Here is a 15175-nt window from a genome sequence, read left to right as displayed (position 1 = left end):
GCCTGACAGAGCGGCTCCAACACCACTATGCTCTAGGCGCACTTCATCATTGCCAGTTGCCGCCGGATCTCGGCGTTGTCCTTGAGCAGCTGGCCGAAGGCTTTCCGCACTGGCTCGGCTCCATTCCAGTTGCCCGGCTCACCGGTTGCTCCGGTGACGATCTGGTAGATATCGTGGACTGTGGCGCGATGAGTCCGGGTTTCCTGGGCGTGGCTCTGTGCCTCCAGGCGCATCCGGTCGTTTTTGTCCAGCAACGCTTGCTTCTCTCGCTCCAGATCATCGATCCGGGCGCAGAGCTGGTCTTGGATGTGGTCGGCCTCTCGGGCCGGGGCGGTGGTGGTCATGATCTCTCCAGGAACGAAAAAACCGCCTCAATGGGGGCGGCGGGTTGATTGGTTCAATTAGGGGAGCATCCAAATTCTGGTGGTTGAGAAAGGTGTATTTCTTTTATACATTCATCATATACCTTCACTGAATTATCGGGAATACAGATCAGAACGGAAGCATGAATATTTATAGCGCATTGAAAAGAAACAGCTATATATTACGTGGAGAATATCTGAACCATGTATAAGTTTTGAACTCAAACAAACTATCAGATCACAAGCTGTGTTGAGTCTCTCTGGCTCAGCATGGAGGTGAAGATGAGGCCATAAAGCCTCTGCTGGGGAGTGAAATAAATCCCCAATATTTCAAGGAGATGAAAACATGATGCCCAAGGAATTTCTCAAAAAACTCGGTATTCTCGGTATCTCTTTCGGCCTGATCGCCAGCCCGCTGGCCTTCGGTGAAGCCGAAGAAGAAGCAACTACAGCACCCGGTCAAGAGGAGACTTTTGAGCCTAGCCAAGAGGATACTTTTGACGACCAAGATGTCCACGGTGCAGATGAAGAAGAGGCAGAATGGGAAGAAGAGAGTGAAGCAGAGGAGCCTGAAGAAGAAGACTTCTAACTCTCCTTCCTAGTCTGGACCGCCGCCCATCAGACAGTTTCTGATGGGCGGCTTTTCATTTCTCAGGAAGATACTTCATCACCTCTTGCTCAAACCGTCCCTGTCAGTAGTGATTGAGGCGCCTCGTCCGACGTCGGGCTCGGTGCTGTGCCGTACTTGAGGCGGCGGGTTATTCACATAATCCGTATATCGACGAGCACATCGGCGTTTCGTCCTGCGCTCCGGTTGCAGCGATCAGGTCGTACTGCCGACCACCGCGACTTGTGCGGCTCCACTCGACGACGGTATGGATGCCGTGGCGCTCTAAACTGACATCCGTTTCCCCGCGAGCCGCCCAGAACATCGCACAGTCTCTCTTGGCTGCCTGGCTCACGATCCGCTCCCACTCAGCAACCCGCTTCATCTCAGCGGGAAACCGACGGGCAAACGACTGGCTGGGCGTGAAGATCGTCAGCTACAACTGGCAGCGCGACGGATGGGAGCAAGTATGGGCCCGGCTAGGCAGAATCATTTCCGAGCTCGAGGACGAGGCCATGACACCGGTGGCCAAGGTCGCCAGGAAGGTGAATCGGGCCATGCGGAATGACCTGAAAAATGCGGCTTGACTAATTGAAGGTCTGTAGATAGCTCATTGCCAAGCTGTGCCGAGCTGCACTCTCATCAGCACTGACTTCCTGGCCCTGCCCTCATCGGCTGGGCCTTTTGCTTGCAACTCGACTATGACCCGGGTCGACGACCTGGTGGAGGGTCTGGCGGTCGCCTGTCTTGCCCACCTTTCATTGCCCGGTTGACCGCGCGCTTCACTTTCTGGCGGTTCGCCGGCTTCCGCAGCCAATTGAAGATGGCCAGCAAAATCCATTTCCGCATTGTGACCTCCGCAAGTGTCGGCTGATCGCTACAGATCCTTCTCGTCGTACGTGTGCCCTGGTGAGTTGCGCTTGCTAACGTCACGCTGACGCCTGTCGCTGCCGTGTACCACGTTATCCCAACCCTCTTTCACTTTCCGGGTGGCAAGCTCACGGTTTTCAGGTTTCCGCAACCAGTAGGCGCCGGCTGCTAGCACGAGTAAACGTAGCATTTGAAGCTCCTCGTCATGGGTCTCGTTTAGGTATGGATCGCTGCCGCATATTGGTCAAGCGGCCCTGCTGTTTTGTTTCCCCCGTGTTCTCTCGACGCTTTGCCCGCCTCCAGACGGGCTTTCTTCTTTCTGGGGTCATCATGATTCGCTGGATTACCGAGGTGGCGACCATTCCTGCTGCGCCGCCTCAGGCGCGCACTGTTCTGCCGGGCATAGCGACACGGATCCTGGCATTGTGGCCAATGGCCGCCGAGAGTCAGATATCGTGCTCGAATTCCGCGATCTGCTCAGCGGCGAGTTGGCAGCATTGGGTATCCGCCACCTACTGGATGGTGACCCGGGAGAAAACCTGCCTCTGAGGGATGCGGTGAACGTGGCTGCCAAATGCGATATCGCCATCGGGTTTCACACTGACGCGGCTTCCCCCGCTGACGATACGCTGCAGCCGACGCGCTCCATCGCGGCATGAGTACGGCACGTGGCGAGATCCGTCGGCTATACCGATGACGATATCGACGGTGTTGATGTCGAGTATTTCGACTCACAGACCTGGACGTGGGAGACCGTCGAGTGTCGGCTGCCTGGCGATCAGGGATTCCACAACGAACAGATGCGCATCGAGGGGGTGACCAACCGCACCCGGGCCTGGCGGCTGGGCATGCGAGAGCGACGGCGGTTCGCTATGTGCGCTGGCAGTATCAGTGGTCGACAGAGATGGACGCGCTCAACTCTCGCTACCTCAGCTACTGCGCGGTGGCTGACGACGTGCCGGGCTATGCCCAGTCGATGCTGATCGATGACGTGAATGTCGACGGCAATAATGTGCATTTGATGGTGTCGGAGCCGCTGCAGTGGGACGAGCTGGCCCGGCCTGGGCAGGGCTTTGTCATCGCCTGGCGCCGCCCGGATGGCACGACCTCGGGGCCGTGGCCAGCGCAGCCTGGGGACAACGACCACTACGTCATTGCGCTGATGAGCGAGATACCGGAGGTAACCGATACCACGAGCCGCCGCACCTGCTATTCGGAACGGTTGAACGTTGGAGCTATCCGGTGCTGATACGCTCGATACAGCCCCAGGGAATGGTGAGCGTCAGCGTCGAGGCGGTCAACTACGATGCGCGAGTGTATGAGAATGATGATGCGGTGGCGCCGTGAGCAGAGATGTGGTGCCGGGTAACGGGACAAGGGTCCAGCCGAGCGGCCGGCCCCTTTCACGCGATGTGTGCCGTCCTTGGCAATCTTCTCCTGCCGCGACTGTAACCTGCCGGGGCGGCCAGGCGATGCAGCCATATCGCGGCTGGTTTTGTAGGAGATTGCCTACGTGGCGTGCCGGCAATCACTTACACGAGTTCATAACCCAGGTTAGGTCAACCTCGTGCGATAGCTGTCACTGTGTATGGGTAACGCAAGGAAGCCTGCCGGGCCCGGGCGGCTCGATGAGCCAGGGATGCACGAACAGGACGTTCGTGGAGAGCGAGACATGGAAGCAATGATCAGCCCGGCCCGCAAGGGGCGGGCTTTTTTGTTTTGGTGAAGCCTCCGAATACCACCTGCTATGCCAGCATAGCGCGTGATACTCACGTGACCGAATCGTGGCGCATGCCAGACGGCAGCGCTACTCTTCCGGTCGTTCCCAGTCGACTTATCACGGGGCCACGTACGTAAGCCGCTGATAATTTTATATTTCCACCAAACCCCGCACCCTCCTATATAGGGGTCGAGCCATCCAATACCAGCGTGATCCGCATGGGGCAGGAAATAATTGAGTGAAAGGGAAAAAGCCTGGAGGATGGTGCCTCCAGGCCGTTGCGGCTATCGCGGCGAGAGGCGCTTCACCTCTTGCAAAACAAGCGCTTTCAGCTGGGCAACTGTCATCGATTCGTAGCTCCGGTCGTTCAGGCTTGATACTCAAGTCCGAACCACTGGGTCCCGCAAGCGAGGCGGTAAAGTGCCTCGGCGTGGGCGAGGTCAGCCATCGATGGACTGCAGGATCAGCGAATGCCAGCCCGTGCGGTAGGTCTCATAGCCCGGCGATGCCGCATGGGCCACGCATACGTCCCGCCCGCCCATCTTCGTGACCAGGGAGCCTCGCGGCTGTTCGAACAGCGATTTCCAGCCGCCGACCTCCAGACGGCTGTTTCCGTCGGATTGCGAGTCCGCCAGCACAAGGCCCTGATCGTCGACGATACACACGCGTGTGCGCGTCCACTCGGCGGCCGTCAGGGGCGTGCAACGCACGATGGTCAGCGCCAGGGCGTCCCAATCGAAGAGGATTCCCAGTACGCCGAGGATCTTGCCACCTTCACGCACGGCACATGAATAGGCCAGCACACGCTTGCCGCAGACCAGTTCCGACTCGTGCACGGTGAAAAAACCGAATTCGCTGCCATCGTGCGTGGCCATGGCTTGCTGGAACCAGGGGGAGTCGGATACATCCATGCCCTCGCTCGTGAATTGCGCCGGCCGACCGTTGGCCAGCACACGGCCTTCGCAGTCGACCAGCACCAGATCCATGTACACCGTGTAGGAGTCCAGGATCTGCCCCAGCCGCTTCGAGGCATGGGCGCAGGCGCTCGAACTGGGATCGAGCGTACAGGCGACGGCGGCCGCATCGGTCGCCCACCAGCGCACGTCGCAACTGCGCTCGTACAGATTGCGATCGATCAAGTCGATGTTGACCAATGCCAGTTCGCACAATCGGGCATCGCGCACCTGCGTCACGTACCCACTCACGGCGTCGCGCATCTGCGAGCCGGTTCGTTGAGCCTGCGTGCGCAACTGCTGCGTGATGCTTTCGACTTCGGAGGACAACCGTTTCATCTCCGTGGCCACCACGGCGAACCCTACTCCGGCTTCGTTGGCCAGCGCCGCTTCGATGCGAGCGTTGACCGACAGCAGATGGGTTGCCCGGTTGACCTCGGTGATCTGCTCAAGCGCGGCGTCAACACCGCGGAGCATGGCATCGGACAAGGAGGAGATGTCGGCGATGTGCTGCTCGACGGCGGAGCCCCGCTCGACATCGTCTCGGGCGGACGAGGAATCGGTGATATTCATAGGAAGATTCACCACTGGTTTCGACATGCCTTTTTCGGCATATTTTCTTATCGGCACATCTCCTCAATAGTTGAATGTCAGGGTGATCTCCTTACGCCCAGGTGGGATACGGTTCGCTGATGCCTGGGCGCCAGCGAGCGCTGAACGCGGCCCCCTCAGTCACTCGTGACTTTCGTGTGTTGGTGTACCCGCAACCTTGTCATGGAGTTCCGGCCATATTGTCAAGCAGACGCATGATCACACGCGTTCCTGCCTCAGCATCGTCTGCCGTGATGGCTTCGTCAGGATGATGGCTCAGCCCATCCCTGCAGCGGAGAAACAGCATGCCAATATCGGTCAGGTCATGCATTGCCAGGCCGTCATGCCCGGCCCCGCTGAACAGGCGGCGGGTCGGCTGCCCCTCTTGCCTGCATGCCTGCTCCAGGGCCTGGATCAACCACTCAGCGCAAGCGACTCCCTCAGCCTCGTAATTCAGGCCGGTGGTCATTTCCAGCCCCCGCTCCTTGGCGATGTCGGCCAGGGCAGCAAGGATCTCGCGACGACCGGCCAGTCGCTTCTCAGGTTCCGGTGAACGCAGCTCCAGGGTGAACTCGACCTCGGACGGTATGACGTTAACGGCACCGGGCCTCACGGAAAGCTGCCCGATCACACCGACCAGGCTGCCCAGGCGGCGAAGCAGGCTGTCGGCTTCCAACACCATCGCCGAGGCTCCCACCAGCGCATCACGGCGATCTTCCATGGGTGTCGTGCCGGCATGATCCGCCTTGCCGGATACCCTCACGCGGTGCCGCTCGATGCCCGTCAATGCCGTCACCACTCCCAGCGCCAATCCCTCATTCTCGAGCACCGGGCCCTGCTCAATATGCACCTCGACATAGCCCAGCACTCGCTCGGGATCGCGAGTAACCTCTGCCAGTCGTGAAGTATCGGCCCCGAGACGCGCCAGTGCCTCGCGAAGCGTCACGCCCTCCTCGTCTTCACCTCCCAGCACCTTCGGATCCAGCGTGCCGGCGAGTGCCCGGCTGCCCACCAGGGTGAAAGGGAAGCGCACGCCCTCCTCGTCACCAAAGGCCACGACCTCCACCGCGCAGTTGGGTTCGCGCCCCTCTTCGCGCAGTGCCTCGAGCGCCAGCAAGGGCATGGCAACGCCCAGCATGCCGTCATATTTGCCTCCCTCGATTACCGAGTCTTGATGAGAACCAAGGATAAGCGCAGGTTCTCCGGCCAGTGCCCGGGGACAGCGCCCCACCAGATTGCCCACGGCATCCAGCTCCGGTTCGAGCCCGGCGCAACGCATCCAAGACGACAGGAGAGGAAGCAAACGACGGTGCTCCTCACTAGCATATAGCCGCGTAACGCCCGGTCCCGGCAATGAATAGGCTGCCGCCTCATCGAGCCGTTCCATCAGGCGTTGCCCCAGGTCATCGACAGAACGGGAAAGGGTCATGGCAATTCTCCTCTAGGTAATCGAACCTGAACGTGTCAGCGCTAATGACGATGGGGGTCGGTGGCATCCGGTAAGCGTCCGAGAAAGGCCTGAAAATCCCGGTCCTCGCGAATGCGCTGGTGAAGACGCGACAGCGCCAGCACGGCGTCCGCATCGTCATCGATGCGCAGGTCATAGGGCACACCGCCGGGGGACCTGACTTTCAAGGCGGCCGAGACGGTACCTCGCTGGTCACCCCCTTCGGCCCGGCCGGCAGCCAGCGTGGCCAGCAGCGCCTCGGCCAGAGGGTCGCCCCGGGACCTGGCTTTCTGGAAGGCGGCGACCATGGCGGGCACCACCCGCTCGCTGGCCAGCATGTTGCCGGCCACTACCAGCCCCGCAGCGAGATGCATATCCATGAACGGCACGTTGCGCTCACCAGTCCAGCCGGCAACGCGCCCTTGGATATCCATCAGTGCCAGCTGCCGCCAGGCAGCGCCCCGGTCGGCCTGGTGCAAAGCCGCCACCACCGTGGTCACCGGCTCCCTCTCGGCCAGGTGCGCCAGCCCCTGTTCGGCGGCCAGCACATGGGTGCTGTACCCCTGGGTAATGGCGGCCCCCACGCCGGGCAGCAAGTGGGGCACGAAACCACCTACCCCGGGGCTTCCGGTAGCGCAAGCCACCCCCAGGCAGCCATCGTAAGGATCCAGGGCTATCACGCTGAAGGTCATGGGACTCTCCGTGCATCCCCAGGCTGGCTTGCATGGCAGGCGTCCCTGTGCCATACATTATGGGGAATAATTTATCATGATAAATACAAACTAGATTCAGCGTAGCCGCTCTCGCTCACCGATGGCAACTCGCCAGTGACCAACAAAACACTCATTCGGAGAGGCAAGACATGACACCCAAACATTCAGGGGCACGCCGCTGGCTGCTTCCCGCCCTGGCCACAACCGCGCTCGCCGCCGGAAGCGCAGTGGCCCAGACGCCCCCCAATGTGCTGATCGTGGGGCAGATCGCCGAGCCCAAGGCGCTCGACCCGGCGCAGGTCACCGCGGTCAATGATTTTCGCATCATGATGAACCTCTACGACGGCCTGGTGCGTTACGCCGATGGCACTCTGGAGGTCGAACCCTCCCTGGCCAGCGAGTGGACGATCAGCGACGACGGCACCGTCTACACCTTCACCCTGCGCGACGACGTCACCTTCCATGACGGCAGCGAATTCAACGCCGAAGCCGTGGTGTTCAACTTCGAGCGCATGCTCGACGAGGAACACCCCTACCACGATACCGGTCCCTTCCCGCTGGCTTTCTTCTTCGACGCCATCGAGTCGGTTGAGGCCACGAGCGAGCATGAAGTCACCTTTCAGTTGGAAGAGCCCTATGCGCCTTTCCTCTCCAACCTGGCCTACCCGACTGGCCTCATCGTCTCTCCGGCGGCGATAGAGGAGCACGGGGAAGAGGTCGCGCGTAACCCCTCGGGCACCGGCCCCTTCCAGTTCGAGGAGTGGCAGAGCAACAGCCGGGTGGTGGTAACGCGCAATGAGGAATACTGGGACGGCGCGCCTTCGCTCGAGGCGGTCGTCTTCCGACCCATCACCGATGCCAACACCAGGGTCGCCGAAATGCTCTCCGGCGGCATCGACCTGATGGTGGAAGTGCCGCCTGACAACGTCGCCGCCATGGCGTCGGACGAGGCATTCGAGGTCTATGAGCAGGCCGGACCACACCTCTGGTTCCTGATCCTCAATACCCGTGAGGGACCTTTCCAGGATCAGGCCATGCGTCAGGCCATCAACTTCGCCATCGACAAGCAGTCGCTCGTCGAGGACGTTCTTCAAGGCACCGCCGCTGTCGCCGCGGGCCCCATCCCTCCGGCCTTCGAGTGGGCCTACAATGAGGAACTCGACCCGTACCCTTATGATCCGGACAAGGCTCGTGAACTGATCGCAGAGGCCGGCCACGAAGGCGCCGAGCTGACCTTCTACGTCACCGAGGGCGGTTCGGGCATGCTCGACCCCGTCCCCATGGGAACCGCCATTCAAGCCGACCTGGCCGAGGTGGGGCTCGAGGTCAGGATCGAGACCTACGAGTGGAATACCTTTCTGGACCGCGTCAATCCAGGCCTGGAAGGCAAGGCCGACATGGCACAGATGGCCTGGATGACCAACGACCCCGACACCCTCCCCTTCCTGGCCTTGCGTAGCGATGCCATGCCGGAAAGCGGCGGCTTCAATTCCGGCTATTACAGCAACCCCGAGGTCGATGAACTGCTCGAGCAGGCCCGCCGCAGCGTGGACCAGGAGCAGCGCGCCGCCCTCTATCGCGAGATGCAGGCCATTGTCCACGAAGATGCACCCTGGGCCTTTATCGCCAACTGGAAGCAGAACGCGGTGGCTGGCGCCAACGTCGAGAACTTCCGGCTGCAGCCGTCCTTCTTCCTGCTGCTGCACGACGTCGAAAAGCAGTAACCCGACCGCTGGCGGCACGGTCCTGGCCGTGCCGCCTACATACCCGATTCGGACACCGCCATCATGATCCGCTACGCATTGCGCCGCCTGCTGCTGACTCTGCCGGTGCTGCTCGGGCTCTCCGTGATCGTCTTCTCGATCATGTCGCTGATCCCGGGCGATCCGGCCCAGGCCATTCTGGGTTCCTACGCGACGCCCGAGAATCTCGAGCGACTGCGCGCCGACCTCGGCCTGGACCTGCCACTGCCGCAACAGTACCTGGTGTGGCTGGGTAATATCCTGCAGGGCGACCTGGGCCGCTCCTACGCGCTCAATCGACCTGTGCTCGATGAGGTACTCGAGCGCTTCAGCGCCACCCTGATCCTCGCCGGCACATCGCTGGTGCTCTGCACGGTCGTCGGTGTCGCTGCCGGTATCGTTTCGGCCGTTCGCCAGTACGGCTGGGGAGACCGGATCATCACCCTGCTGGTTCTGGTGGGTATTTCGGTGCCGGCCTTCTGGCTCGGCATGCTGATGATCATGTTCTTTTCGGTGGGCCTGCGCTGGTTTCCGGCCAGTGGCATGACGGCGGCCTACGGTGGCGGCGGAGTGCTCGACATACTGCATCACCTGGCGCTGCCGGCCATCGCCCTGGCCGTGGTAGCCGCCGGTGTCATCGCCAGGCTGACCCGTTCCAACATGCTGGAGGTCCTGCGCCAGGACTATATCCGCACCGCCCGCGCCAAGGGGCTGGGCGAGAACCGCGTGGTGCTTCGCCACGCCTTCAAGGTGGCCCTGGTCAACCTGATCCCGGTAATTGGCGTGCAAGCGGGCTTCGTCATCGGCGGTGCTGTCTACATCGAGACGGTATTCCAGTGGCCCGGCATCGGCCGCATGCTGGTCAATGCCATCTCCACTCGGGACCTGCTGCTGGTCCAGGGCGGCGTGCTGGTAGTGGCCGCTGCCTATGTGCTGTTCAACCTGCTGGCCGACCTGCTCCAGCACTGGCTCGACCCGAGGATCCAGGCATGACGGACTTCATCCGGTTGATCGCCCGCAACCGCCTGGCCGCTTTCGGCGGAGTGTTGCTCGTGCTGCTCGTGCTGCTGTGTCTGATCGCCCCCTGGCTACCGCTGGTCGACCCAGATTCAACCAGTCCAGCGAATCGACTGCAGCCACCTTTTACGGAAGGCCACCTGCTGGGCACTGACGCCCTGGGGCGCGACATCCTCTCGCGCCTGCTGTGGGGAACACGCATCAGCCTGGCGGTGGGCATTGCCGCTTCACTGGTGGCGGCCTTCTTCGGCTCGCTGATCGGCATCGTGGCCGGCTATTTCGGTGGCCGTACCGACAATACCCTGATGCGTGGCATCGACATGCTGATGGCTTTCCCCTATATCCTGCTTGCCCTGGCCATCGTTGCGGTACTCGGCCCGGGATTGATGAACGCGCTCTACGCCATCGCCATCGTCAATATCCCTTTCTTCGCCCGTAATATCCGCGGCGTCACCGTCAGCATCGCCCATCGCGAGTTCATCGATGCCGCTCGCCTCTCCGGCAAGGGACACCTGCGAATCCTCACCAGCGAGATCCTGCCCAATGTACTGCCGGTAATCGTCATCACCATGTCCACCACCGTGGGCTGGATGATCCTCGAGACTGCCGGCCTCAGCTTCCTGGGCCTCGGGGCCCAGCCGCCCCAGGCCGACTTGGGCTCGATGCTCGGCGAGGGGCGCAGGATGATGCTCAATGCCCCCCATGTGGCCATCCTGCCCGGCCTCGTGATATTCCTGCTGGTGATGAGCATCAACCTGCTGGGAGATGGCATTCGCGACGCCCTGGACCCGCGCCTCAGGTCGGGGGCCCTGTCGCGCCCAGCCCCCTTCACGCGTATTCGCCGCCGCCGGTTGCCGCCCCAGAACGGCTCCAGCGCTCAAGCCCTGCTGGACGTGGAGGATCTGCACACCCACTTCGAAGTGGGCCGTCGCACGTACCGCGCCGTCAACGGCGTCAGCTTCACCATCAGTCCTAACGAATGCCTGGGCTTGGTCGGTGAATCGGGCTCCGGCAAGTCAGTCACCGCCCTCTCACTGCTGGGTCTTGTCGCATCACCACCGGGCGTGATCACCGGCAGGCGCATCGCCCTTGAGGGGCGGGACTTGCTCGACTTGCCGCATCACGCAATCCGCCGGATCCGGGGACGAGACGTGGCCTATGTCTTCCAGGACCCGCTCTCCACCCTGCACCCTCTGTTACGGATCGGCGAGCAGTTGATCGAGGCAATCCGACAGCACCAACCGATGTCACGGCAGGCGGCTCGGGAACTCGCTGTCTCGCTGCTGGGCCAGGTACGCATCCCCAACGCCGAGCGGCGCGCCGATCAGTACCCCCATGAGCTCTCCGGCGGCATGCGCCAACGCGTCGGCATCGCCATGGCGCTGGCCAATGACCCGCAGCTGATCGTCGCCGACGAACCCACCACGGCGCTGGACGTCACCGTCCAGGCGCAGATCCTGGCGCTGATTCAGAGCCTGCGCGAGTCCAAGGGCACCGCGGTGTTGTTCATCACCCATGACTTCGGTGTGGTCTCCCAGGTCTGCGACCGCGTAGCCGTGATGTACGCCGGCCGCATCGTCGAGATCGGCCCGACCGCCGACATCCTCGACAATCCCCGCCACCCCTATACCCGACGGCTGATCGACTGCGTGCCCCGCCTGGGGGAGCCCGGCCACGATCCGGCGGCGATTCCCGGTCTGCCACCCGCCGCCGACGCCTTGCCGGAAGGCTGCGCCTTTGCTGATCGCTGTGACCTGGCGGAGGATGCCTGCCGCCGCGGTGAGATCGCGCTGAGCGCCACGGATGGCGACCGCCAGGTGCGCTGCATCAAGCCGCTGGGCCTTGAAACCTGCCAGGGAGCCATGCAATGAGCGAGCCTCTCCTTGATATCCGCGGCCTTACCCGGACCTTCGGCGGTGGTCGACGCTGGTTCGGCCCCGACATCCCCGGGGTGCATGCCGTTCAGGGCATCGACCTGGACGTGGCCCAGGGCGAAACCTTGGGCATCGTCGGCGAATCCGGCTGTGGCAAGTCTAGCCTGGCTCGACTGCTGGTCGGGCTCGACACCCCGACAACCGGCCAAATCCGATTCGCCGGGGAAGACCTCCAGGCGCTGCGGCAAAAGGATCGTCATGCCCTCTCCCGGCGCCTGCAGTACGTGTTTCAGGATCCGCTGAGCTCACTCAACCCACGCAAGCGGATCCGCGACATCCTAGCGGCCCCGCTACGGCATCTGCGGGGTCTGGAGGGAAAAGCCCTGGAACACCGCCTCGGCGAGCTGATGGAAGTGGTCAATCTGCGTCCCGAATTCATTTTCCGCTACCCCCATGAATTCTCCGGCGGCCAGGCTCAACGCATCGGTATCGCCAGAGCGCTGGCCGCCGAACCAAAGCTGCTGGTGCTCGACGAGCCGGTCTCAGCGCTGGACGTTTCCATTCAGGCCCAGGTGCTCAAGCTGCTGCGCCGACTGAAGGGCGAGTTCGACCTCACCTACCTATTCATCAGTCACGATCTCTCGGTGGTGGAAACCATCAGCGACCGAATCGCGGTGATGTACTTCGGGCGCATCATCGAGCAGGCACCGTGCCGTCGTCTGTTCCACTCGCCGGCGCACCCTTATACTCGGCTGTTGCTGGACAGCGCCCCGGTTCCCGGCGGGCCGCCGATCCGTGCCGAATCCGGCGAGGCCGAGCTGCCCGACCCGCTTGCCCCGCCACCGGGCTGCGCCTTCGCTCCCCGCTGTCCGCGGGCCGCACCGCATTGCCGCCAAGCAGTTCCACTGCTGGACACGCTGGGACAAAGCGGTGACCATCGAGTCGCCTGTCGCTACCCCGTCGAAGGGCCCTGGCGACGCCTGGACACCCAAGAAGTCAACGAGACAACCAGCGAATGACGTCATCCACCCCGCGCCGCAAGCGCCCCGAAGCGATTGGAGAGGCCATCAAGGAGTACGTGGCTACCCAGAGGCTGCGCCCAGGCGATCGTCTACCCCGAGAGGAGCACCTGATCAAGGCCCTGGATGCCGCCAAGGGCACGATCCGCGAGGCGATGCGCGGCCTGGAGTTCCAGGGTCTGATCCATACGCGCACCGGCCCCGGCGGCGGCGCCTTTTTATCGGAGGTCAGCGATGATCGTGCCATGGAGCTGCTCGGCAACTACTTCTTTTTCCGACCGCCGACCATCCACGACATCTACGAAGTCAGGAAACAGCTCGAGCCCGCCCTGGTGGCGAGCCTGGCCGGCAGGCTGACGGCAGACGACATGGCCGAGCTGGAGGCGGTGATGGCCTACTATGACCATCCGCCGACGTCTCTGGAAGAGGAACGAGAGCAGCGAATCAAGGAGCTGGAGTTTCATCTTCTGCTGGTGGACCACTGTCCCAACCCCCTGCTCGCCCTGATGTGTCGCTTCCCGATCCGCCTGCTGATGAGCATGACCATCTGCCAGCGCATCTACTCACGACCCTATCCCGAACTGCGCCGCCGCGGCCACGACTACCAGCGGCGGTTGATCGAGGCACTGCGTCACCAGCGAACCGAAGAGGCGAGCACCATCATGGCCGAGCACATGCGCGCCGCCCAGGCACTGATGGAGGAGAGAGAAGCCATGCTTGAGCGGACCTTCTTCAGGGCCGGGGCCACCGACGGCCAGGGTCCGAGTCGTGACTACCTGGCGCTTAACGAGCATCTGACAAGCCGCGATCACTCCTGATCGTCAAGCCAGGCCATCACCAACTGCGTCAGAGCCACCAGGGAGTCGCAGTGCACCCGCTCCCAGCCATGAGAGGCATCCGCACCGAAGCATGCCAGGGCATTGCGCAGGTCCATGCCCGCCTTGCTGGCTGAGTCCCCGTCGCAGTAGTAGAACGGGAAACAGTCGCGGGTGAAGGGAATCGCGTGCTGTTGGCAGAGCGTCACCAGCCGACGGCTCGCCACCGGATGCAGGGGCCCCTGGCTATCCATAAACGCGATGGTCACCCCGTCGGAACACACCTGCTGGCCTTCGCCCTGGGCGGCGATATCAAGGTTGAGCACCTCTTCTATTCCAGCCAGCAGCGGCGCGCTCATGCCCACGCCCAGTTCTTCGGCACAGGAGAAAACCAGTCGGGTGCCGGTGACCTCGGCGCCAGCCCGCAGCGCCGCGAGCACGCAGGCGATGGCCGCCTTGTTGTCCAGATGGCGCGAGTTGATAAAGCCGGTCTCGGTTACCTCCGGCTGGCTTTCCACGCTGACCAGGCTGCCAACGCCAATTCCTAGCTCTATCAGGGCATAAGAGGAGGTATCCACCACGTCGAGGCGCAGGGCAATGTGATCCCAGTCGCTGGGTTGCGCGTCCACCGCCTCGTTGAACACGTGTCCCGAAGCCTTCTCGGGCAGCAGGGTGCCGCTCGTAGCTACCCCGCCGTCATGATCGTGGACCCTCACCCGGGCACCTGCTGCGAAGCGGGCGTTCCAGTGGCCGATGGGGCGTATCGCCAGGCGACCATCCTCGCGCCGGCGCACCACCATGGCGCCCAGGGTATCGAGGTGCGCGGTGATGGCACGTCGCGGAGCATCTCCCTTACGCTGCGCATGGAGGTCACCACGCGCTGTCGTGGTCACCTCCAGGCCAGCCGCTTCCAGCCTGGGGGCCAACCACTCCACCATCGGCTGAGCATGGAGGGAGGGAGAGGGAATCGCCAGCATAGCGAGCAGGTCGGCGACCAGGGCATCGGTATCAATTGACGACATAAACATCCTCGGGCTGATGATACGACCCTACAGTCCTTAACATATGGGGTCAGCAGCGACTGGTACAGGGTCGAGCAATACTGGGTCGCTATGTACGATGACCCCCTTGGGCATCTTGCGGCTCCCCCGGTGTGCCAACCCGACTCCATATACGGCTCAGTGAGTTAAACTCGATTCCAGAGCCCGAGGCACAGGAGCCCCGATCATGCCGAAACAGCATGGTTTTCAACATTAACCAGCACTATATGGAGACCGTATACGTAATTTAATTTTCCTCCTGGCCACTTTTCCTGCTTTTCCAGAGGATAGCCAATGGTATCTTAGGTGATTGGAAGATTTCAGAAGCCAAGTTTCCAGCTATTACCGCCATGACGGAACAGGAAGCCGCTGCGTGGGTTGGTCACATCATTCACTATAGCAACA

At 62.2% G+C, this 15175-nt stretch carries 14 protein-coding genes; 9 read left to right on the top strand and 5 right to left on the bottom strand.

Features of this window, described 5'->3' with window-relative positions:
* Nucleotides 1–32: 32 nt before the first annotated feature.
* Nucleotides 33–344, bottom strand: coding sequence for a hypothetical protein (locus C1H69_RS15565; protein ID WP_102654301.1), 312 nt, complete (start codon nt 342–344; stop codon nt 33–35).
* Nucleotides 345–708: 364 nt separating this feature from the next.
* On the opposite strand from C1H69_RS15565, the gene C1H69_RS15560 reads away from it, so the two are divergent.
* The 4 genes from C1H69_RS15560 (at nt 709) to C1H69_RS15540 (ending at nt 3088) form a co-directional block, all read left to right on the top strand.
* The gene (locus tag C1H69_RS15560; RefSeq protein WP_102654300.1) at nt 709–951 is read left to right on the top strand and encodes a hypothetical protein; all 243 of its coding nucleotides are present in this window, start codon (nt 709–711) and stop codon (nt 949–951) included.
* 440 nt (nt 952–1391) lie between these two features.
* On the top strand, nt 1392–1556 hold the full coding sequence (locus C1H69_RS23635) for a hypothetical protein (protein ID WP_165789509.1): 165 nt from the start codon (nt 1392–1394) through the stop codon (nt 1554–1556).
* Nucleotides 1557–2069: 513 nt separating this feature from the next.
* On the top strand, nt 2070–2498 hold the full coding sequence (locus C1H69_RS24440) for an N-acetylmuramoyl-L-alanine amidase (protein WP_102654297.1): 429 nt from the start codon (nt 2070–2072) through the stop codon (nt 2496–2498).
* A 245-nt stretch (nt 2499–2743) separates the two neighbouring features.
* A complete protein-coding gene (locus tag C1H69_RS15540) occupies nt 2744–3088 on the top strand; it encodes a hypothetical protein (RefSeq protein ID WP_102654296.1) in 345 nt (114 codons plus the stop codon).
* 911 nt (nt 3089–3999) lie between these two features.
* On the opposite strand, the gene C1H69_RS15535 is transcribed toward C1H69_RS15540, so the two are convergent.
* The 3 genes from C1H69_RS15535 to C1H69_RS15525 all read right to left on the bottom strand — a co-directional run bounded on the left by C1H69_RS15535 (nt 4000) and on the right by C1H69_RS15525 (nt 7242).
* Entirely contained in the window at nt 4000–5085 is a 1086-nt protein-coding gene (locus C1H69_RS15535) for a methyl-accepting chemotaxis protein (protein ID WP_102654295.1), read from the bottom strand.
* A 199-nt stretch (nt 5086–5284) separates the two neighbouring features.
* Nucleotides 5285–6532, bottom strand: a complete 1248-nt coding sequence (locus C1H69_RS15530; protein WP_205738507.1) for a M20 family metallo-hydrolase — start codon at nt 6530–6532, stop codon at nt 5285–5287.
* A gap of 41 nt (nt 6533–6573) precedes the next feature.
* Nucleotides 6574–7242: a DUF1028 domain-containing protein gene (locus C1H69_RS15525; RefSeq protein WP_165789507.1), complete on the bottom strand. Its 669-nt coding sequence runs from the start codon at nt 7240–7242 to the stop codon at nt 6574–6576.
* Nucleotides 7243–7412: 170 nt separating this feature from the next.
* Between C1H69_RS15525 and C1H69_RS15520 the strand changes: the two genes are divergently transcribed.
* From C1H69_RS15520 to C1H69_RS15500, 5 genes are all read left to right on the top strand, one after another.
* Nucleotides 7413–8987: an ABC transporter substrate-binding protein gene (locus C1H69_RS15520; protein ID WP_102654293.1), complete on the top strand. Its 1575-nt coding sequence runs from the start codon at nt 7413–7415 to the stop codon at nt 8985–8987.
* Between the two features lie 63 nt (nt 8988–9050).
* Complete coding sequence (locus C1H69_RS15515; protein ID WP_102654292.1) at nt 9051–9998, top strand: ABC transporter permease; 948 nt, start codon at nt 9051–9053, stop codon at nt 9996–9998.
* Nucleotides 9995–11893, top strand: coding sequence for a dipeptide/oligopeptide/nickel ABC transporter permease/ATP-binding protein (locus C1H69_RS15510; protein ID WP_102654291.1), 1899 nt, complete (start codon nt 9995–9997; stop codon nt 11891–11893). Before C1H69_RS15515 ends, C1H69_RS15510 begins: the two co-directional genes overlap by 4 nt.
* Nucleotides 11890–12915, top strand: a complete 1026-nt coding sequence (locus C1H69_RS15505; RefSeq protein ID WP_102654290.1) for an ABC transporter ATP-binding protein — start codon at nt 11890–11892, stop codon at nt 12913–12915. The genes C1H69_RS15510 and C1H69_RS15505 overlap by 4 nt, the downstream gene beginning before the upstream one ends.
* Complete coding sequence (locus tag C1H69_RS15500) at nt 12912–13733, top strand: FadR/GntR family transcriptional regulator (protein WP_102654289.1); 822 nt, start codon at nt 12912–12914, stop codon at nt 13731–13733. Before C1H69_RS15505 ends, C1H69_RS15500 begins: the two co-directional genes overlap by 4 nt.
* On the opposite strand, the gene C1H69_RS15495 is transcribed toward C1H69_RS15500, so the two are convergent.
* Nucleotides 13724–14752, bottom strand: coding sequence for a zinc-binding metallopeptidase family protein (locus tag C1H69_RS15495; RefSeq protein WP_165789506.1), 1029 nt, complete (start codon nt 14750–14752; stop codon nt 13724–13726). The genes C1H69_RS15500 and C1H69_RS15495 overlap by 10 nt on opposite strands.
* Between the last annotated feature and the right edge of the window lie 423 nt (nt 14753–15175).

It is taken from the genome of Billgrantia endophytica, from assembly GCF_002879615.1.
Lineage (GTDB): Bacteria > Pseudomonadota > Gammaproteobacteria > Pseudomonadales > Halomonadaceae > Halomonas > Halomonas endophytica.
This window is presented reverse-complemented; position numbering and strand designations above follow the sequence as displayed.

Excerpts from the sequence above, each read along its gene's own strand:
- C1H69_RS15565 (WP_102654301.1), bottom strand. The coding sequence starts at position 344 with ATGACCACCACCGCCCCGGCCCGAGAGGCCGACCACATCCAAGACCAG.
- C1H69_RS15515 (WP_102654292.1), top strand. The coding sequence starts at position 9,051 with ATGATCCGCTACGCATTGCGCCGCCTGCTGCTGACTCTGCCGGTGCTG.
- C1H69_RS15540 (WP_102654296.1), top strand. The coding sequence starts at position 2,744 with ATGGACGCGCTCAACTCTCGCTACCTCAGCTACTGCGCGGTGGCTGAC.
- C1H69_RS15505 (WP_102654290.1), top strand. The coding sequence starts at position 11,890 with ATGAGCGAGCCTCTCCTTGATATCCGCGGCCTTACCCGGACCTTCGGC.
- C1H69_RS15560 (WP_102654300.1), top strand. The coding sequence starts at position 709 with ATGATGCCCAAGGAATTTCTCAAAAAACTCGGTATTCTCGGTATCTCT.
- C1H69_RS15510 (WP_102654291.1), top strand. The coding sequence starts at position 9,995 with ATGACGGACTTCATCCGGTTGATCGCCCGCAACCGCCTGGCCGCTTTC.
- C1H69_RS15500 (WP_102654289.1), top strand. The coding sequence starts at position 12,912 with ATGACGTCATCCACCCCGCGCCGCAAGCGCCCCGAAGCGATTGGAGAG.
- C1H69_RS15535 (WP_102654295.1), bottom strand. The coding sequence starts at position 5,085 with ATGAATATCACCGATTCCTCGTCCGCCCGAGACGATGTCGAGCGGGGC.
- C1H69_RS15495 (WP_165789506.1), bottom strand. The coding sequence starts at position 14,752 with ATGTCGTCAATTGATACCGATGCCCTGGTCGCCGACCTGCTCGCTATG.
- C1H69_RS15530 (WP_205738507.1), bottom strand. The coding sequence starts at position 6,532 with ATGACCCTTTCCCGTTCTGTCGATGACCTGGGGCAACGCCTGATGGAA.
- C1H69_RS15525 (WP_165789507.1), bottom strand. The coding sequence starts at position 7,242 with ATGACCTTCAGCGTGATAGCCCTGGATCCTTACGATGGCTGCCTGGGG.
- C1H69_RS15520 (WP_102654293.1), top strand. The coding sequence starts at position 7,413 with ATGACACCCAAACATTCAGGGGCACGCCGCTGGCTGCTTCCCGCCCTG.